Origin of the sequence: Streptomyces sp. NPDC058619 (assembly GCF_042717785.1) — a bacterium.
Lineage (GTDB): Bacteria > Actinomycetota > Actinomycetes > Streptomycetales > Streptomycetaceae > Streptomyces.
Map to the genome: position 1 here is coordinate 1 of NZ_JBHXQN010000086.1, position 17,890 is coordinate 17,890.

At 68.5% G+C, this 17,890-nt stretch carries 15 protein-coding genes and 2 pseudogenes; 8 read left to right on the forward strand and 9 right to left on the reverse strand.

Annotation, left to right across the window (positions count from 1 at the left end; translation table 11 throughout):
• Positions 1 to 402 precede the first annotated feature (402 nt).
• Complete coding sequence (locus ACFWTC_RS36470) at positions 403 to 957, reverse strand: hypothetical protein (protein WP_383932269.1); 555 nt, start codon at positions 955 to 957, stop codon at positions 403 to 405.
• Positions 958 to 1,270: 313 nt separating this feature from the next.
• Here ACFWTC_RS36470 and ACFWTC_RS36475 point away from each other — a divergent pair.
• From ACFWTC_RS36475 to ltrA (ACFWTC_RS36500), 6 genes and pseudogenes are all read left to right on the forward strand, one after another.
• Positions 1,271 to 1,414: pseudogene (locus ACFWTC_RS36475) on the forward strand (helix-turn-helix domain-containing protein); the annotation flags it as partial.
• A 184-nt stretch (positions 1,415 to 1,598) separates the two neighbouring features.
• Positions 1,599 to 1,799 (forward strand): hypothetical protein, encoded by a 201-nt coding sequence (locus tag ACFWTC_RS36480; protein ID WP_384030216.1) that lies wholly within the window; start codon positions 1,599 to 1,601, stop codon positions 1,797 to 1,799.
• 406 nt (positions 1,800 to 2,205) lie between these two features.
• On the forward strand, positions 2,206 to 2,685 hold the full coding sequence (locus ACFWTC_RS36485; RefSeq protein ID WP_384030212.1) for a DUF402 domain-containing protein: 480 nt from the start codon (positions 2,206 to 2,208) through the stop codon (positions 2,683 to 2,685).
• Between the two features lie 625 nt (positions 2,686 to 3,310).
• Positions 3,311 to 3,478 carry a hypothetical protein gene (locus tag ACFWTC_RS36490; RefSeq protein ID WP_384030211.1) on the forward strand — a complete coding sequence of 56 codons (168 nt, stop codon included), beginning with the start codon at positions 3,311 to 3,313 and terminating at the stop codon, positions 3,476 to 3,478.
• Positions 3,475 to 4,752, forward strand: coding sequence for a group II intron reverse transcriptase/maturase (ltrA, locus tag ACFWTC_RS36495; protein ID WP_384030209.1), 1,278 nt, complete (start codon positions 3,475 to 3,477; stop codon positions 4,750 to 4,752). Before ACFWTC_RS36490 ends, ltrA (ACFWTC_RS36495) begins: the two co-directional genes overlap by 4 nt.
• A 675-nt stretch (positions 4,753 to 5,427) precedes the next feature.
• Positions 5,428 to 6,894: a group II intron reverse transcriptase/maturase gene (ltrA, locus tag ACFWTC_RS36500; RefSeq protein WP_384030207.1), complete on the forward strand. Its 1,467-nt coding sequence runs from the start codon at positions 5,428 to 5,430 to the stop codon at positions 6,892 to 6,894.
• 617 nt (positions 6,895 to 7,511) lie between these two features.
• On the opposite strand, the gene ACFWTC_RS36505 is transcribed toward ltrA (ACFWTC_RS36500), so the two are convergent.
• Both ACFWTC_RS36505 and ACFWTC_RS36510 read right to left on the reverse strand, forming a co-directional pair.
• Positions 7,512 to 7,853 carry an STAS domain-containing protein gene (locus ACFWTC_RS36505; RefSeq protein ID WP_384030205.1) on the reverse strand — a complete coding sequence of 114 codons (342 nt, stop codon included), beginning with the start codon at positions 7,851 to 7,853 and terminating at the stop codon, positions 7,512 to 7,514.
• A 672-nt stretch (positions 7,854 to 8,525) separates the two neighbouring features.
• Positions 8,526 to 10,115 carry an aldehyde dehydrogenase family protein gene (locus ACFWTC_RS36510; protein ID WP_384030203.1) on the reverse strand — a complete coding sequence of 530 codons (1,590 nt, stop codon included), beginning with the start codon at positions 10,113 to 10,115 and terminating at the stop codon, positions 8,526 to 8,528.
• A gap of 98 nt (positions 10,116 to 10,213) precedes the next feature.
• On the opposite strand from ACFWTC_RS36510, the gene ACFWTC_RS36515 reads away from it, so the two are divergent.
• Entirely contained in the window at positions 10,214 to 10,768 is a 555-nt protein-coding gene (locus ACFWTC_RS36515; RefSeq protein WP_384030201.1) for an EF-hand domain-containing protein, read from the forward strand.
• Positions 10,769 to 11,181: 413 nt separating this feature from the next.
• Here the strand turns inward: ACFWTC_RS36515 and ACFWTC_RS36520 are convergent, their stop codons facing one another.
• From ACFWTC_RS36520 to ACFWTC_RS36545, 6 genes and pseudogenes are all read right to left on the reverse strand, one after another.
• Complete coding sequence (locus ACFWTC_RS36520; protein WP_384030197.1) at positions 11,182 to 11,853, reverse strand: hypothetical protein; 672 nt, start codon at positions 11,851 to 11,853, stop codon at positions 11,182 to 11,184.
• A gap of 359 nt (positions 11,854 to 12,212) precedes the next feature.
• A complete protein-coding gene (locus tag ACFWTC_RS36525) occupies positions 12,213 to 13,337 on the reverse strand; it encodes a hypothetical protein (protein ID WP_384030195.1) in 1,125 nt (374 codons plus the stop codon).
• Between the two features lie 585 nt (positions 13,338 to 13,922).
• Complete coding sequence (locus tag ACFWTC_RS36530) at positions 13,923 to 14,933, reverse strand: TauD/TfdA family dioxygenase (protein WP_384030193.1); 1,011 nt, start codon at positions 14,931 to 14,933, stop codon at positions 13,923 to 13,925.
• Between the two features lie 40 nt (positions 14,934 to 14,973).
• Positions 14,974 to 15,987 carry a hypothetical protein gene (locus ACFWTC_RS36535; RefSeq protein WP_384030191.1) on the reverse strand — a complete coding sequence of 338 codons (1,014 nt, stop codon included), beginning with the start codon at positions 15,985 to 15,987 and terminating at the stop codon, positions 14,974 to 14,976.
• A gap of 512 nt (positions 15,988 to 16,499) precedes the next feature.
• The gene (locus ACFWTC_RS36540) at positions 16,500 to 16,640 is read right to left on the reverse strand and encodes a hypothetical protein (protein ID WP_384030214.1); all 141 of its coding nucleotides are present in this window, start codon (positions 16,638 to 16,640) and stop codon (positions 16,500 to 16,502) included.
• A gap of 64 nt (positions 16,641 to 16,704) precedes the next feature.
• Positions 16,705 to 16,920, reverse strand: a pseudogene (locus tag ACFWTC_RS36545) (cupin); the annotation flags it as partial.
• 282 nt (positions 16,921 to 17,202) lie between these two features.
• Between ACFWTC_RS36545 and ACFWTC_RS36550 the strand changes: the two are divergent.
• Positions 17,203 to 17,799 (forward strand): isochorismatase family protein, encoded by a 597-nt coding sequence (locus tag ACFWTC_RS36550; protein ID WP_384030189.1) that lies wholly within the window; start codon positions 17,203 to 17,205, stop codon positions 17,797 to 17,799.
• Positions 17,800 to 17,890: the final 91 nt, after the last annotated feature.

A 17,890-nucleotide genomic window follows, 5' to 3' on the forward strand; every position in this document is an offset into this window, starting at 1 on the left:
CCAGCGCCGGGTCTCGGGGTCGTGACCCGCCTCCGCGATGGCGTCCACATCGGACGCGCGCCGCAGCCGTACGACGACAACTCCGTCCGAGAGCAGCGAAGTCGGGGGCGGAACCGGCAGGGAACGGACCATGCGCCGATCGTATGCCGCCTCTCGTCTCTCGCGCGCGCAGGGGGGGCACGGATGCCCGCCCGTGCCCGGAACAGGACCGCAACACCATCCGAGCCGAACCCGAGGCGCCGCCCCGCACAGCCCCCCATGACCTCGCCCACGCAGGTCACTCGGGAGCGGTCGGAGCGAGCGGATGAAGGCGATCGGCGGGCTGCCGCTGACGGCCGGCCGGGGAGCTGTCGGAGTTCGAGCGGATCGTGCTCTAAGGCGTCGCCAAACTCCCGGCCGGGACTACCCGCCCGCGGGCCACGGATACCCGCGCGCAGCTCCGTCCGGGCCGCGACTGCCGGCAGCCTGGTCCACCTCGCCACTGAAAGTGCCCCTGCGGTACTGGTCCTCCTCCCACACCGAGTCGGCCGCAATACCCAGGCAAAAGAGCCTGAGCTGACAGAGGAGCGGGGCCGCCCGGAACGCTCCCGCGGAACGAGGCGATCGACCGGATTCATGCGGAGTGAAAAAGGGGGCGGCGGCCGACGTGTCCGACAAAACGCCAGGGCCTCCGGCCGCGCCCAGGTGGTCCAAGTGGCGCTCGGCGAGCCCGCTGGTCATGACGAAGAGACTGCTCACGCTCATATCCCAGCGTTCGCAGAAGCCCTCCAACGCCGCGGCGACCGCCGGGTGACCGGCCTCCATACCCGTCAGCGCCAGCTGGCTCATACCGCCACCCGCCACGGCCGAGGTGTCCATCGCGAACTCACGCAACTCCCCGACCGCGGACCGCAGACCGTCCTGGATGTTCTGCACTGCGACCGGATCCATCTCCAGGTCTGTGCTGCCACCACTCATGATCCCTACCCCCCCCAAGGTTTCCGGAGACGCTACACGAGAAGACCGACAGCTCCGGCGCCGAGTGTCGACGTTCGGCCAGGTCAGCGGACCACTGGGTGGGCGGGGAGCAGCTGACGGAGCGCTGGAGCGGCACCCCGGAGGCGGGATCCGCTGCACAGACCTGGTCCTGGGGCGTCTGTTGCGCTAGGTGTATTGCCCCGGGAGGTTGTGGACGGGTGACGCAGGTCTCGACCGAGGCATCTTGAACGGGTGAGGGCCTTCCGGGTTCGGTGTGGATTGCGACATCTCCACCGAACGACAGAAGGCCCTCATGCCCCACCGTAATGCACCCCTGACCGAGACCGGACGCCTGCGCCTGGCCCGCTGCGTGGTCGAGGACGGCTGGCCCCTGCGGCGGGCCGCCGAACGCTTCCAGGTGTCCCCGACGACCGCCCAGCGCTGGGCCGGCCGCTACGGTGGGTCCTCGACGGCCAAGAGAAGACCTCCGGCGTCCACTACGACAGGCCCTCGGCCGAGCACCGGCAGCAGGAGCTCACGCCGTCCGGTGCCACGGCCGTGGAGATCTTCGAGACCACCCACAGCCGGTAGACGACACCGTGCCGACACCTGCACCCCCGGCGGGTCCCTTCCACGTGTCGATGACCTTCACCCCCGGCGGACCGCAGGTCCAGGGGACCTGGGACACCGAACCCACCGCGGTCAAGTGCTTCGCCGACTTCATCACGACGCACGGCTCGGACAACGTGACCATCACCTTGTGGACCGAGACGGACGGCACCCGGCATCCCCTGCGCACCTGGACGAAAGACCGCGGCATGGTCTTCCACGCCGGGCACTGACCGCCTCCCCGGGCCCGCATCACGACGCGCGCGGCCGCGCCCCGCCACGAGACGCCGGGCCGCTTGAGATCTGCGTGCCGGCCCTCCCAGATCCCGACGCCATTTCCCGCCTCCTCGTCACCGTCCCCTCCAGGAGCCCGCCGACAAGCGCCCTCACCCCGCACCTCCCACCGACGCAACCAGGGCAAATCCCATTCTCAACCCCGTCACCTGTATGGCGGACAGCGGCGCGCGTTACCGGAGGGCGGGGCCACACGATTCCACGCAGCGCTCGGTGAGCGCGGCGTACCGCATCCGGGCGGCCACCATCCGAGATCAGACCGGCTTGAGGATGGACAACAGCCCTATGGGGCAGGCTCCGGTACCGGAAAGGCCGGGACGTGGTGAAGACGAGCGGGGTGGCCAGGTGAGGGAGCAGTCCTTCGGCAGCGGGGAGACGGTCGTACGGCGGGACATGCACCGCGGCCGGGTCTGGAGCGCCCAGGCACAGCGCGTCATCACCGACACGAAAGAGGCGCTGGTGACGGCCTGCGCGCCGGGTGCGGAGGTTCTCTGGCCGGCCCTGTACGCGAGGACCCGCACAGAGAACGACGCGACGTTGCGCATGGCGCCGTTCGACGAGCTGGCGTCGGGGGAGTGGGAGCTGACGGCTGCGCGCTGGCAGGAGACCGAGCTGCTGCTGTGGAAGCCGCCGGAGGCCTGGTTCAGCGTCAACGCCTTCTACACGGCAGCTGGCCTGCGGAACTGGTACGTCAACTTCGAGCGCCCCACGTGCCGCACCCGGGCGGGGTTCGACACCTTCGACCTGGCCGTCGACCTCGTCATCGGCCCCGGCCTGGACCGGTTCGCATGGAAGGACGAGGACTTGCGCCGTGAGGCGCTGTGATTCGAGCGGAGGTGAAAGACCGTGCGCCACGAGGCGCTGTGTGTCCGTGTGCGGGTGTGAGACCTGCACCGCCGTTCCGTCGCAGCGGAGCGGTGGAAGCTGGGGGCAGCCGGGGCTGGTGAGACGACCGGTCTTGGTGGTAAGCAGCCCCGACAACGACGGGACGTACCGGCACTACCGGACGGTGCGGGTCCGGCAAGCGAGACGGGAAGGTGGACGCGAGGAACCAGCGGTGTAAAGCCCCTTAAGACCTCCGCCAGCTCGAACCCGGTGGATCTGGGCTGGATTGCGGTGCGCACCGCCCGTATGGGCGGGAACTCCTGGATCGGATTGATCTTGCCGGTCGGGAGGCCACGGTGAAGGACTGCGGCGTAACCGTGGCGATGCCGCAGGGGCAAAGCTGGCCGCCTCACCCGACGAACGGAACGCAGTGAACGTGGGAACCACCTCGGAGCTCCCGCTCCGGACCTGTCCTCCAGGCGGGTCGGCAGGGAAGGCGCGTCGTCAGCCGATGGCCCGAGGTGGGGCGGAGGGCCGGTAGTAGTCGGGGGACGGGAAAGCCGTCCACATGGCGAAGCGGCCCAGCGGATTCATAGTTGAGGGACTGTAAGGGACGGAGGCACTGGTGAATACCGGTGAGCTGTGGCCAGACCCCGACGGGGCCTGGCTGCGGGTACGACGGATGCAGACCAAGCTGCACCAATGGGCGGTCGGTGATCCCGACCGCAGGTTCGATGATCTCTACAACCTCGTCCATCACCCCGACTTCCTCACGGTGGCGTGGGAAGGGTGAGGGGCAACAAGGGGGCGCGCACCGCCGGCGTGGACCGGGTGATTCCGGCCTTCATCGCCGACGACGCCGACGTCGTGGCCTTTCTGGGTAATGCGCGGGAGCAGTTGAGGGCTCGCACGTTCACCCCGTTGCCGGTGCGGGAGCGCATGATCCCCAAACCGGGCAGCGGGGGAAAGCTCAGGAGACTGGGGATTCCCACTGCGATGGACAGGCTTGTGCAAGCCTCGCTCGTGCTGGTCCTGGAACCGATTTTCGAGGCGGACTTCAAGCCGGTCAGCTACGGTTTCCGCCCTGAGCGACGGGCCCATGACGCGATCGCCGAGATCCACCACTTCAGCACCAAGGGCTACCACTGGGTGCTGGACGCGGACATCGAGGCGTGCTTCGACAACATCGCGCATTCCGCTCTTCTGGAACGGATGCGCCGACGAGTCGGGGACAAGCGGGTTCTTTCCCTGGTCAAAGCGTTCCTGAAGGCGGGCATCATGTCCGCCGACGGTGCGACTCGGGAGACGAACACCGGCACACCCCAGGGCGGCATCGCCTCGCCGCTGCTGGCCAACATCGCCTTGTCGGCACTGGATGAACACTTCAGCGCCAAATGGGACGCTCACGGCAGCGGCGGCAGGCGGACAGCACACCGCAGGCGCGGAGGCGCCACCTACAGGATCGTCCGCTACGCGGACGATTTTCTGATCATGGTGTGCGGCAACCGAGCCCATGCGGATGAGCTGTGGGAGGAGGTCGCGGCAGTTCTCGCCCCTCTGGGGCTCCGGCTGTCTGCGGCCAAGTCCCGTGTCTGCCACATCGACGAGGGGCTGGACTTCCTCGGCTTCCACATCCAGCGGAGGCGCAAGAGGGGTACCGGCGAGTATTACGTCTACACCTATCCGTCGAAGAAGGCGTTGGCCTCGATCACGGACAAGGTGCGGGCGGCCACCAACAAGAGAGGTCAACGAACCCTCGCCGACTTGCTTCGTCAGCTCAACTCGATGATGCGGGGATGGTGTAACTACTTCCGGTTCGGGTCGTCCACAGCCACGTTCCACTACCTCGACGCCTTCACCTGGCGTCGGGTCACCTTGTGGCTGAGGAAACAGCATCCCGGGATCGACTGGAGGACTCTGCGACGCCGCTACCTGACCGGCGAGCCCGGTTGGCGGCCCGAAGAGGACGGGATCACGCTGTTCGTCCCCCAGCGGGTGAAGGTCACCCGGTATCGATGGCGGGGCTACAGCATTCCGACACCGTGGACGAGAGCCGCGACGGCCTGAGCCGCGCGGTCCCAAGGGAGTCCGTGGAGCGCCGGATGCGCTGAGAGGTGCATGTCCGGTGCGGAGGGCGGGCCGGGGAAACGGGCTGGTCACAAGGCAAGTACCGCGCCCCGGTCCGACCCCTACTGCGCCACTGATCCTGTCGCAGCAGGACGGTGAAGCTGAGGGCAGCCTGATCCGGGTGCTGCCGGGGAGGGCGGGAGCAGCCCTGACAAAGACGGGACGCGCCAGCACTGCCAGATGGCGTGGGCCCGGCGAGCGTGATGGAGAGGAGTACGTGAGGAACCGGCGTCGTTACGTCCCCCACTCTTCCACCGGCTCCAACCTGGCGGATATGGGCCGGATGCGGTGCGCACGATCATCCATGGCTGGGTGGTCGGAACTCCTGGGGAGGTCTGTCTTTGCCGACCCGGAGGCCATGAGGAAAGCCTGCGGCGTACTCATGGCGATGCCGCGGGGACACAGTCGGGCTCCTACTCCATCGAGCGAATCACAGTGAACACGGGAACCACCAGGTGCAGTTCCCCGCGGGGCGGCAGCCAGCCGCTTTGGAGGGGATAGGCGCATCGACTGCCGAACGGCCTGGTGGGGCGGAGCCGCCGTAGTACTCCGAGCCGGGGAGAGCCCGGCACATGGGGAAGGGCGGCAGCGATATCGAGAGGGGAGGAGGTTGCAATGCCGAAAGGCGCACCGTCGAATGACGGCGCTCTGCTGGACGAGGCCCCGGTGGGGCCACGGCAGCGGGTATCGGAGATGCAGGCCAAACTTCACCGTTGGGCGGCGGCCGACCATGGCCGCCGGTTCGACGACCTGTTCAACCTCGTGCACGACCCGGCGACGCTGACGTTGGCGTTCGACCGGGTCGCGGGGAATCAAGGGGCCCGGACTGCCGGCGTCGATGACCTGACGGTCACCGACGTGGAGGAGCAGATCGGGGTCCTGAGGTTCCTGGACGACCTTCGAGCCCAGCTCAAAGTGGGTGCGTTCAGGGCACTTCCGGTGCGGGAGAAGCAGATTCCCAAGCCGGGCGGGTCCGGGAAGGTGCGGCGGCTGGGGATTCCCACGATCGCCGACCGGGTCGTCCAGGCTGCGCTGAAGCTGGTGCTGGAACCGATCTTCGAGGCCGACTTCAAGCCGGTCTCGTACGGGTTCCGACCCAGGAGGCGGGCGCAGGACGCGATTGCTGAGATCCACCAATTCGGCACCAAGGGCTATCGCTGGGTGCTGGACGCGGACATCGAGGCGTGCTTCGACGAGATCGATCACGTCGCGCTGATGGACCGGGTCAGGAAGAGGATCAAGGACAAGCGGGTCCTGGCCTTGGTGAAGGCGTTCCTGAAAGCCGGGATCCTCACGGAACTCGGCGAGCACCAGGACACCCGAACCGGGACACCACAAGGGGGCATCCTGTCCCCACTGCTTGCCAACATCGCTCTGTCAGTGCTCGACGAGCACCTGCACGAGCCATGGGAAGGCATCGGGGTGCTGTCCGCCGGTTCGAAGCGCCAGACCCGACGCCGCAAAGGCCTGCCGACATGGCGAATCGTCCGCTACGCGGATGATTTCGCGGTCATGGTCCATGGGACCGAGGAGGACACAGCGGCGTTGCGCGACGAGATCGCTCAGGTGCTGACGCGGATCGGGTTGCGGTTGTCACAGGCCAAGACCCGGATCGTGCACCTGAGCGAGGGGTTCGACTTCTTGGGGTTCCGCGTCCAGTGGCGCCGCAAACGAGGGACGAACAAGTGGTACGTCTACACCGACATCTCCCGGCGCGCTGTGCGCTCGGTCAAGATGAAGGTCCGTGCCATGACCCGCAGGTTGTCGCAGCAGGACATGGAGTACGTGCTGACCAGGCTGAACATGATCACGCACGGATGGGCCGAGTACTTCAAATACGCGGTCGCGAAACGGGTCTTCGCCATGGTGGACGCGTTCACCTGGTGGAGGGTCGTGCGCATGATGCGCTCGCGGCACGACTGGAGCCTCGGAGACGTCCGACGGCGGCTGATCACTCCCTCCGGGGCGTGGCAGCCGATCACGGCGGGCGACGTCAGGTTGCGGAGGATCGGGGACATCCCGGTCACCCGATACCGCTATCGCGGCAACAAGATTCCCAATCCATGGACGCAATCGGCCTGACGGCAGATGCCGTGGAGAGCCCGTTGCGCTGAGAGGTGCACGGCGGGTTCGGAGAGAAGTCCGGGGAGACGGAGCAGGGGCGACCCTGCCACTGCGCCCCGGGCTTACTCTGCGAGTACGCCCACGTGAGGCGCCTGGGCATCGTCACCGACACCGAGCACCAGGCGGTGGAGTACGCCCGCGCCCAGGTCCTCGCGATGCTCGAGGAACGGGCCGGGCCGTTCGCGGATGCCGACCGGTGGGCGTCCTGGCGCTGGAACCCGGCTTGGCCCGCGCTGCGCCTGCCCCCGCGTGAGGAAGCCGGCCCGGAAGCGGTGGCGCCGAGCCGGGATCCGACGAAGGGCAGAGGGCCTCACCCGGGTACGGCGGAGCCAGTCGACCGGTACGCCCTTGAACCGGGCCCGAGTGCGCATCGGCGGCTTTGGGGTGATCGGGAATCGTCGAGTTGTGGAGTGCGGCGACGGGAGGGGTGAATGACCTCCCCGGTCCCGCCACCGCAGCAGCACCAGGCTACGCCCGCTCCGGTAGGTGAGTACAGGCGCGTGGCCTGGGCGAGGACCCGCCCCGAATGCCCTGGCGACAGGCCCCATCCCGCCCGTCCCCCGGGCGGTTCGCGGTCAGCGCAGGGGCTGGGCGCGGGCGGCCTCGAGGCTGCCCGTGATGGTGAAGACCGTGTCCGCGCCGGTCATCTCCAGCAGGCGGGCGAGCTGGTTTCGCAGGGGGCCGACGAGGATCAGGCATCCACAGCGGTGAGTGGTCAGCAGGGCGTTGAGCATGGAGGAGTCGGCGAAGGTCACCTGCGCCACGTCGATGCTGATCCGCCTGACGCCCTCGTCGGCCACAGCCTCTTGAGTGGCGGCGGTGAAGGGGGCAAGGGTGTCCATGTCGAAATCGCCCCGGCACACGATGATCCGTGTGTCGCCTTCATCGGGCAGCACCAGCACGCCGTCGCTGTCCATGCCCATGTACCCCTTCACGCCTGTGACTGCGGTAAGCCCGAATCGAAGCAGTCACAGACTGCCCTCGCGCCGATCCTCACATACCTACGCGACCGGCTGGGCCCCAGGGAATAGGGGTACGGCATCCTGGCCCCGTCACCCGCGCCACCCTCGCCGAGCCGAAACCGCTGTCCCCTGAACAGCGACGAACCAACCGGTCCCCGTTCAAGGGCCGGCCGTGACCGGCTGCCGAGCCGGGCCCACCGTGATGGCCGATATCAAGGAGCACAGCGATGACCACGCAGACCGAGGACTTCCCTGCCCAGCAAGGACAGGTACATCTCCATTGACCGGGGCTACCTCACCCCGTACTTCGTCAACCGACCCGAGTCCTCGTCGGCGGACTGTGAGAAGCCGTACATCCTGCTCTACAACGTCAAGATCACCGAGACCCCGGAGCTCGCCCCAGCGCTGGAGCTGGTGGCGAAGGCGGCCCGGCCGCTGCTGATCCTCACGGTAGACATGGAAGGCGAAGTCCTGGCCACACCCCCCGAGGGACGCGACCCATCGGCCGCGCCCCTTTCACCCGTTGAACACCCTGTCCCCCGATCGGTCGTACGTACAACGTGCGTACGCACGTACGACGTCCACACCTCCCGGAAGGTTGCGGTCGGCAAGGACCGGCCGCCGGTTTCACATCACGCCCGCCGCGTGGTCGAACACCGAGTCCCGGGGCCGGACCAGGGTGGCGACGGCGATCGACTGTAGGTGGGTGGTGCGCACGGCGGGCTGGTTGGCCTCGCCGAAGATGCCGCCGGTGGCGCCTGTGCCGCCGTTGGACGGGAGCACCGGAAGGCAGCCGATGTGCGAGTCGTTGACCTTCAGCATGCCGCCGTTGTTCACTTCCGCGCAGAACCGCTCGGCGATCTGCTCGTCCTGCGTCCACAGGGAGTTGCGCAGGCCGTAGCGGTTGGCGTTGAGGAAGCCGATGGCCTCTTCGATGCCCAGCGGCGCCTCGGGGACGACCACGCACAGCAGCGGGAAGAAGGTTTCCTCGCGGAACGCGCGCAGCCGCGCGGCCGTGGCCAGGCCGTCCACCCGGACCACCGCCGGGCGGATGAACGGCCCCGCGGTCGTCGGCGCATCGTCCACGTCCACGAACTCGCCCCCGCACAGCAGTTCACCACCGGCCGCCAGCACCTCGTCGAGGAACTCGGTGAACTCCGCCCGCTTGACCACCGGGCTGAGCACTGTCTGCGGGTCCTCCGGCGGACCGGGCCGGATCTCCCGCACCCGCTCCACCAGCTCCTTCAGCAGCCGGTCCGCGGCCTCCGGGTGGACGATGGCGAACTTCGGGGTCATGCAGATCTGGCCGGAGCCGTAGTACCGCTCGCACAGGGCCCGCGCGGCGAGATCGGCCTCGGCGTCGGCCCACACCAGCACGCCGTCGTTGCCGGAGAGTTCCAGTACGGGCTTCTTTCCCGCGACCACGCACTCCCGCTCCAGCTTGAGGCCCTGCTTCGAGCCCCCGAAGAAGACGATGTCGTCGCAGTCGGGGCTGTCCAGCCACTGCCGCATCACGGCGCGGCCGTGCGTCGAGAGCACGCTCAGGGTGCCGGCCGGGGCGCCGAGCCGCTCCAGGAGCGGGGCCACAATCTCCCGGTAGACGAAGCTGACGCCGAGCGGGGCGGTCGGCGGCGCGTTGACGACCAGGGCGTTGCCCGCGGCCAGCGCCACCACCCCGTAGAAGGAGTTGGAGGTCGGTGCGTTGCGCGGCGGGCTCAGGCACACCACTCCGTCGGCCTTGCGCACCATGCGGATGCGGCGGCCCGCCGAGATCCGCTCCGGCTGCTCCAGCTGGGCGGCGTATTCGGCGACCGAGTCCGGGTGGAACGCACAGGCCAGGGAGGCCAGTTCCCAGGCGGCGAGCCGTACCGGGTGCCCCTCGGCGATCAGGAGCGCGGAAAGCTCGTCGTGGCGTTCGGCGACGGCCTGGCGGACTCCGTGCAGCAGCTCCAGTCGGTCGGCGAGCGGAACCCTCGCCCAGGCGGGCTGGGCGGCGCGGGCGGCGGCCAGGGCGCGCAGCCCCTGCTCGGGAGCGGACAGCGCGACCCGGCCGGCGAGCAGGCGGTCGTCGTACGGGAGGTCCTCGCCGCGCTCCAGCCGCGCTTTGAGGCCGAGCACCCGGAACGGCTCGCGCAGCAGTTGACCCACCCGAGGCCAGTAGACCCAGCGGATACCGGGCTCCTCGGCGCCGGCCACCCATACCTCGTAAGAGTGCATCCACAACTTCCTAGCAGGAGAACGGGAGTTCACGATCAGAGGGAGACTACGGTAGGCATTGGTCAACCCACGCTCCGTAGCCGTGAAAGGCACCCGACATGACGAACGACCTGCTCGACCGCAAGCTGGACCGCGCCTTCACCCACCTGGACGCCGACCGGAGCGGCGTGATCGACGCCGACGACATCATCGCGCTCGGGTCCCGGCTGCTGTCGGCCCTCGCGGAGCCGGCCACCTCACCGAAGGCGACGCTGGTGATGGGCGGCCTGGCCGACTTTTGGCAGGACCTGTTCACCGAGCTGGACATCGACCGGGACGGCAAGGTCACGCCCGAGGAGTACAAGGTGGGCATGACCCGCCTGTACGCACAGGGCGGGCCCGCCTACGACCGCTCGTTCCGGCCGATGGTCCAGGCGATCCTCACGATCGTCGACACCGACGGCGACGGGCGCATCAGCCCGGAGGAGTTCCACAAGGCCCAGGAGGCCTTCGACACCCGGCTGAGCCCCGCCGACGCCGAGACGCTGTTCCAGCGGATCGACGCCGACGGCGACGGCACCCTGACCCTCGACGAACTCCTCCACGCGGCACGCGAGTACTACACGGGCACCGACGAGGACGCCCCGGGCAACCTGCTCTTCGGCGAACTCTGATCCACCGGGGTACTGATCCCCCGGGCTGCTAGGGCGCGTATTTGGTTGTGATCGAGGAGTGGTCCGGGTGAGGTCCTTGATCCAGATGCCCACCCCGCCCTTCGTCGCGACTGTCCTGGCCACGTACTCACCCGCTGACCAGCCCGCAAGCAAAGAGCCGGATCCGCTGCCGCCGCCCGTTCACCCCGCCGTCGCCCTCGTCCCGGCCGAACACGCGGAGCTTGGCCGGGCCCGGCCAGTCAGGACGGGCCACGCGAGCGTTGCACGAGGCGGTGGGGGTGGGCTCGAGCCCGCAGCAGGCGGCATACCTGACCGCTGCCGCTGCGCCTGAACCAGGCCGTTGGGGAAGGGCCTCCGCCGTATGCACCGCTCAGCCCGGTTCGGCTCTGGCTGCCGGCCGGGGCGTGGCGCGGTCAGGTGTACAGGCGTTGAGCGGAGTCAGTGGCCGGCGCCTGGTGGTCTTCGGTGGTGTAGGCGAAGTTCAGCACCGTGCGGCGGGTACCGGGGCGGTCGAGGGGCGTGACGCGGTGGGCGGTAAGGTCGCTGCGCAGCAGGTAGGCGTCTCCCGCCTGGTGGTGAAGCCGGCACGTGCCGGGTTCGTTCAGGGAGCTCAGGCTTCTGCGGCCGGGGTTGAACTCCAGCAGCCCGCCGTCGGACGCTTCCGGTGCCTCGATGAAGAGGACCAGGGCTAGGGGGTAGTCGTCGGTGTGGGCGCCGTGAGTGTCACCGGGCTGGTGAAGGATGTTCAGCACGTGCCGCTCCACCGGCTCTTCCACGGGTAGCACACCCACTCCGTGGAGAGCGGTGAGCAGAGCCAGCAGTCCGGTATCGCGGTACAGGGTGCTGATGAGCGCGGATTCCTGCGCGATGTGGTGGCCGCCCAGGGTGGTCATGTGGCGGGGGCTGTCGTCCATGCACTCCATGCGGAAGTCGCGGCGGGTCGCCGCGGCTTCCAGTCGGGCGGCTTCGTGCCGCAGCGCCTCAAGCCCTTGGCGGGTGATCAGGTCGGGGAGCGGGAGGTATCCGGTCTCGGCGAAGCGGGCACGGAGCGGAACGGGCTGTGACGGCAGTGTCAGCACGAGCACAGCCGTACCCCCTTCTCCGGCGGCGGGAAACACGCGATGACTCCTTCGGTCGCGCAGAGGTCACGGTGCCGGTCGCAGAGGTCGCGAGGCCGCCCCGTCCAGGGCCGTCGCAGGAGCTGTGGAAGCAAGCAGGGACAGTGCCCCACATCTCGGCTGCTTATCGCACAGCCCGGCCGAATGTCGCTGTCGGTAACTTTACTGTTGCTTTTTGTGGGAAAAGCAAGGGCGCGGTTCAGACGACGCTCGAAGTGAGTGATGGACGTGGGCCCGAAGCCCGGCTCCGCGCAGATGCCCCGGGCACACCGAAACGCACAGTCGCCTGGCCGGGCCCCAGGGCCCGGCCAGGCGGCTGTTGTGGCTCAGGTCAGGGACCACCAGTTGACCCAGAGGTCTGAGTCATCGGTGATGACGAAGGCGTAGGGCCGCTGGGTGGCGTTCGGATCGTTTTGCATGGTGAGTGCTTCGCCGGGGCGTTCGATGACGCGTCCGGGCGGGGTGTCCTGGGCGGCCCAGTGCCACGCCTTGCCGTCCCACCAGTTGAGGTAGAGCTTGGAGTCGTCGCCGATGACGAAGACGTAGGGGCGGGTGAAGGCGTTCGGTTCGTCCTTCATCGTGACCACGCCGACGGAGTCCAGGATGAGCCGCCCGCTGGGCGTGCCCTGTGCGCTCCAGTTCCACTTGGAGCCGTCCCACCAGTTCACGTACAGCTTCGAGTCGTAGCCCTGGACGAAGGCGTAAGGCCGCTGCTGGGCGCTCGGATCGTTTTGGACGCTGATGACGCCGACGCCCTTCTTGACCGGCTGACCCGACGGGGCGCCCTGGTCGCTCCAGTTCCACTTGGAGCCGTCCCACCAGTTCACCCAGACCTTGGAGTCCTCCGTGATGACGAACGCGTACGGGCGGGTGAAGGCGTTCGCGTCGTTCTTCATGGTGGTCACGCCCAGGGGGCGGGAGACGGTGTGGTTCGGCGGGGCGCCCTGGTCGCTCCAGTTCCACTTGGAGCCGTCCCACCAGTTCACCCACAGCCGGAAGTCGTCGGTGATGACGAAGACGTACGGCCGCTGCTTCGCGCCCGGACTGTCCTGCACGCAGACGACCCCGACACCCTCACGGATATGCCGCCCGCTGGGTGCGCCCTGGTCGCTCCAGTTCCACTTGAGGCCGTCCCACCAGTTCACGTGCAGCATCGAGTCGTCGGTGATGACGAACGCGTACGGCCGCTGCTGCTCGTTCGGGCCGTCCTGGACCGTGACGGCCCCGACCTTCTCGATGATGGTGCGCCCGGCCGGGGTGCCCTGGTCGCTCCAGTCCCACACCTTGCCGTTCCACCAGTTGATGTGCAGACGCGAGTCGTAGCCGCGCACGAACACGTACGGTCGTTGTTCGGCCTTGGCGTCGTTCTTCATGGTGACGGCGCCCATCGTGGCCCGGACACCGACTGTGGTGGTGGGGCTGTCCTGGTCGTTCCAGTGCCATGAACCCATCGCGTTCCCTCTCCGGCCCGCACCCGACTCTCGCGGGTGGGGCATGCGATCTACGTGTGCTTGCGGGGGATGTCGGCCGGCGGCACCGGACGTCCGTCCTGTGCGTCCAACGCGCCTACGTGCCCAGAGGGCCGCCGGCGGGGAAGGACGTTCAGGTGGGAGACCAGCGCCAGAAGTGACGTCACGAAAAGTAATTGCGTCATCTCAGGGTGTGAAGGGCGCGTGGAAGGGCTACCACCCGCACGGCGTGCGCCCCGCTTGCGATCTTGACCGGCGAAAGCATCTCGCTCCGGCCTCTTTCTGGCCAAATGTCGCCGGGTAAGAGCCCGGCGACCTCGCGGTCGCCTCCGGCATCCAACAGCTGATGGCCAGGCAGAACATCGTAGGAAGCATCGACTCCCTCGGCGCGCGCCCGTTCGTCTTCCGCATCCCCGTACTCGGTGCCATCCTCGCTTACGGCCGTCATCTCCCAGCTGACAGCGTCCGTACCCGCGTACGCGCCAGAGACCTACTGTGTTGCGCACTGTCAAGCCTCAGCCCCCGCCCCGCGGCGGGGCCGCGGGTCTTGGTGTTCCGGGGGATGGGTCACCGGGCGAGTACGTGGCCGTCGTGGGGGCGGTGGTCGCGGGAGCGGCGCAGGTCGGTGGTGACGTAGGTGCGTTGCAGCCAGCGGTCTGCTCCGTCGTAGCGGGGGTGGAAGGCGGTGCGTCCGTGGACGGTGACGCGGTTGTCGATGATGACGAGGTCGCCGGGTGTCAGGCGCAGGGTGTGGGCGGTTGCCTCGCAGGCGCGGCCGAATTCGCTCAGCGCTGCGGCGGCTCGGGGGGTGAGCGGGGTGGTGACGAGTTGAGCCATGCGTATGTCGGGGTCCTCCGCTGCTCCGGAAAGCACCGGTCGCGGCTTGATGTCTGCGTTGCTCGTGGCGGCGTCGGGGTTGAAAGAGGGGGGTGGGGTGGTGGTGAACTCCGGTGTGAACAGGGCCTGGCGGCTGGCCGGGGTGAGGAGCGTCAGTGCTTGGCGGATGCCAGCGATGCGCATGCCGGCGATCCGGTCGTGGTCGGCGCGCAGGCACAGGAAGACCACGTAGTCGGGTGGGTGGGGGTGGAATCCGTTCTCGGTGTGGAAGGACAGCGGAACCGATCCTGCGTTGCCGTGGAAGGTCTCCTGCCCAGGCACGGGTACCACGTCCTGCACGAGGGCGCCGGACTTCTCAGCCCGGTAGGCGAGAGGCTCCCCGAGCCCACAGGCCACCATGGTGAGCACCGCGGCCGGGATGGTGGCTTGGCGTTGGACCGAGCCGGGTACGGTCGGTGTCGGGGGCAGGGCCGCCTGGTCGACGGGCATGCCGCCGATCACCAAGGTGCCCGTCGGGCCGGAGTGCCTTCGAAACCGGCGCACCGCGCGGCGCAGCCCTATCGGAAGGTCCTCCCAGGCGTCCCGGGCCAGCGCCACCCACTCGGGGCTGTCGGCCTGGTCGTTCCCGCCGGTGCACAAGGTGCGAGCTACTCGCTCGCACGCATCGGTATCCGCGCGGTCAAGCTCCCGGCCGAGGTCGAGGCCGCTGCTGTGGGTGGTGTCGGGCGTCGTCTCGGCCATCGAAGTCTCCTGCAGGGGATTGAGCGGCGCACGCGGGGGCTCATGTGTGGCGCAGGCCCGCTACGGCGTCGGCGATGTAGTGGTCCCCGAATCGGATCAGGGAGGCGTACTGGGCCGCGCGTCGATGCCGCATGAGCCGCAGTTCGGCGACGGCATTGTCGGGCCCTTCGGGTTTCTGCGCGATGGAGCGATCCAGATGCACCAGCGAGTACGCGAGGGTGACGTGCCGTTCACCATCGACGATGTCGGCTTCCAGGAGAGCGCCCCGCGCCTCGGCCAGGTCCGGGGCGCGCGCCGCCAGGTGCTCGTAGGTATCGGGAAGCACCGACAGCAGGTCTCTCATCGCCGCCCGGAACAGCTTGTATCCGCGGTGCTGGCGCCCGCTCAACGGCATGTCCACCGACGGAGGCGCCATGGTCTGGCGTATCGCCGCCATGTAGTAATCGGCCGGGATCGTACTGGCGTGGGTCATGGCCGCGGGGAAACCGCGCACGTACACCGTCGCGTCTGCCAGCCTCAGCAGCGCGGCGTCGCTGTCACCGTGGCGCAGGTGGCCGGCGGCGTCGGCCACGGCGACCGCGGCGCAGATGTTGAACAGGACGTGGACCTGGTGGCCGATGAGCCACCGAGCGCTCCACACCTCCTCCAGCGACGCCCTCGTACCAGGCTCGGGATCGGCGACAGGTGGGCCGAAGTCATGGCCGGTGCCCGGTTTCGCGCCGGTGAGGTCGAATACCGCTTGGCGCATCCCGGCCAGCTCCAGTGCCAGGTCTGCGCCCGACAGTGGCGCATCACAGAGGTCTTGAAGGCCGCGATGGATGACCAGGACACCGTGCAGCGCGGCCTGCTGATCGGACAGTTCTTTTTCACGGACCCGGAAGAAGGATTGGCTGGTCGACTCGGCCTGCAGTGCTTCACCGGCCACGGCCGGCGCTTGATCTGACAGTGCGGCTGCCAATTCACCAGCAGCAGACGCGGCATGCCGCAGTACGAGGGTCCGCTCGACAGGTCTGGCATGGGTCGCCGCCCCGGCCAGCACGCGCGCGGTGCGCACCGCCGCATCATCGACCCGTGAACCCAGAGCCGGGGTGGGGCGCCCGCCTCGGGGCAGGCGGAAGACGGCGACAGCAGGATGACTGGCAACCAGCGATATGCCCATAGTCACAGAACTTGGTCATGAACACTTCACCCCAAACCTCGAACCGCGCCATTCTTGAAACGGCGCAATGGAGAGAGGGGCAATTCCGGCGAAGCGCGAGTTGCCAGGCGAGAAGGGGAGGGGCCTGACCCAGGCCGGAGCTTGGCTGTTTGCCTCAGCCGGCAGGTGCTGGCGCCGGGCCTTCAGGAGGCTGCGCTTCAAGCTCCCCCTGTCAGAAGCGAGGGGGCGCATTCGGCGGCAGCGGCGGCAAGTAACAGCCGGCCTGCATTGCGCGAAGGGCTGCGTCACGGCCGCCTTTCCCCCCTTCCAGGGCGCCCGAATTGGCGCGGGTGGGTCGGCGACGGTGTCACGCGTGCCGGCGGCGTCGCTGGATCCGCCGGTCCGCTTCTTGGTTCGGGTCCGGTGGTTCAGCCTGCCCCGACGGGCAGCGGCTCGACTCGGGACTCCAGCCACAGGGGCAGGTCAAGGAGCCGGGCGCCTTCCTGTTCGTTGGGGTCGGTCCGTTCGACCAGGCACACCATGTCCTGGGTGCCGGGGTTCACCGGCATGTGGGGGAGTGTCGGCGGGGATGTGGATGTAGTCGCCCGCCTGCAGGAGCACATGCTCGACCAGTCCCTCTCCGTGCCAGACCTCGACCTGGCCGGACTGGATGAAGATGGCCGACTCGTGCCCCTCGTGCAGGTGAGGACGGCCGCGGGTCCCGGCCGCCATCACCAGACGGTGGAGCCGCTCCGCTCCCGCCGACTGGGCGCTGACACCCGCGCTGCCGCCCTGGACACCCTCATACCGTCCGGTCCGGACCACCGTGCACTGCTTCTGATCTGCCATACCGCAGTACAACAGGCTGCTCACGCTGTTCGATCAGTTCCCGCCGACCTCTCGGCGCCAAGGGCCGGCATACGGAAACGCAAGATCACGCCTCCCGCCGCCCCCGTGGTGCGAGCCGTCTCGTCGCTGCCCTCGGGCGGAGGTTCACCTTCAAGGGTGCGAATCGTTCCTGCGGTGAACGTCCTCGGCTGTGCGGGTGAGCGCAGGTCGTCACGTCTTCGGTGGAGGCGAGGAGACCGGTAGAAGACGGGAGTCGTTCCGTCGTCTTGAGAGGTGCTCCTGATGAGCCGAGGCTTGATCGTCGTGGATGTGCAGAAGGACTTCTGCGAGGGAGGCAGCGTTCCCGTCGCGGGAGGCGCGCAGATCGCCACCGCGATCGCCGAGCTGGTGGAGCAGAGCGCCGCGGGCGGTGACTACCAGTACGTGGTGGCCACCCGGGACCATCACATCGACCCGGGCCGCCACTTCTCCTCCAGCCCGGACTTCAAGGACAGCTTCCCCGTCCACTGCGTGGCGGGAGACGAGGGCGGCGACTTCCACCCGAATTTCGCCCCCACCGCCGCTGGCGGCAAGGTCCATGCCGTCTTCTTCAAGGGGGCCCACAGCGCCTCCAAGAGCGGCTTCGAAGGCGCCGACACCGAAGGAACGTCCCTCGCCGACTGGCTGCGCGCCCGCGGGGTCAGGGACGTCGACGTGGTGGGCATCGCGACCGACCACTGCGTGCGCGCCACCGCCCTGGACGCCGTCGCGGCGGGATTCAACACCCGGGTACGTCTGGACTACTCGGTCGGCGTCGCCCCCGAGACCATCGCCTCCACCCTGGACGACTTCCGCCAGGCAGGCATCGAGACATCCGGCCAGACACCGGTGCCCAGCTAGTGCCGCGTCAGGCAACGTTCGCCCTCTCGTGACATGCCGCCCAGGTGGTTCCTCGGGTGGCATCACGCGATCAGAATGTTCGGGTGGCTGA

Excerpts from the sequence above, each read along its gene's own strand:
- ACFWTC_RS36480 (WP_384030216.1), top strand. The coding sequence starts at position 1,599 with ATGACCTTCACCCCCGGCGGACCGCAGGTCCAGGGGACCTGGGACACC.
- ltrA (WP_384030207.1), top strand. The coding sequence starts at position 5,428 with ATGCCGAAAGGCGCACCGTCGAATGACGGCGCTCTGCTGGACGAGGCC.
- ACFWTC_RS36550 (WP_384030189.1), top strand. The coding sequence starts at position 17,203 with ATGAGCCGAGGCTTGATCGTCGTGGATGTGCAGAAGGACTTCTGCGAG.
- ACFWTC_RS36510 (WP_384030203.1), bottom strand. The coding sequence starts at position 10,115 with ATGCACTCTTACGAGGTATGGGTGGCCGGCGCCGAGGAGCCCGGTATC.
- ACFWTC_RS36530 (WP_384030193.1), bottom strand. The coding sequence starts at position 14,933 with ATGGCCGAGACGACGCCCGACACCACCCACAGCAGCGGCCTCGACCTC.
- ACFWTC_RS36525 (WP_384030195.1), bottom strand. The coding sequence starts at position 13,337 with ATGGGTTCATGGCACTGGAACGACCAGGACAGCCCCACCACCACAGTC.
- ACFWTC_RS36505 (WP_384030205.1), bottom strand. The coding sequence starts at position 7,853 with ATGGACAGCGACGGCGTGCTGGTGCTGCCCGATGAAGGCGACACACGG.
- ACFWTC_RS36515 (WP_384030201.1), top strand. The coding sequence starts at position 10,214 with ATGACGAACGACCTGCTCGACCGCAAGCTGGACCGCGCCTTCACCCAC.
- ACFWTC_RS36470 (WP_383932269.1), bottom strand. The coding sequence starts at position 957 with ATGAGTGGTGGCAGCACAGACCTGGAGATGGATCCGGTCGCAGTGCAG.
- ACFWTC_RS36540 (WP_384030214.1), bottom strand. The coding sequence starts at position 16,640 with ATGCCGGTGAACCCCGGCACCCAGGACATGGTGTGCCTGGTCGAACGG.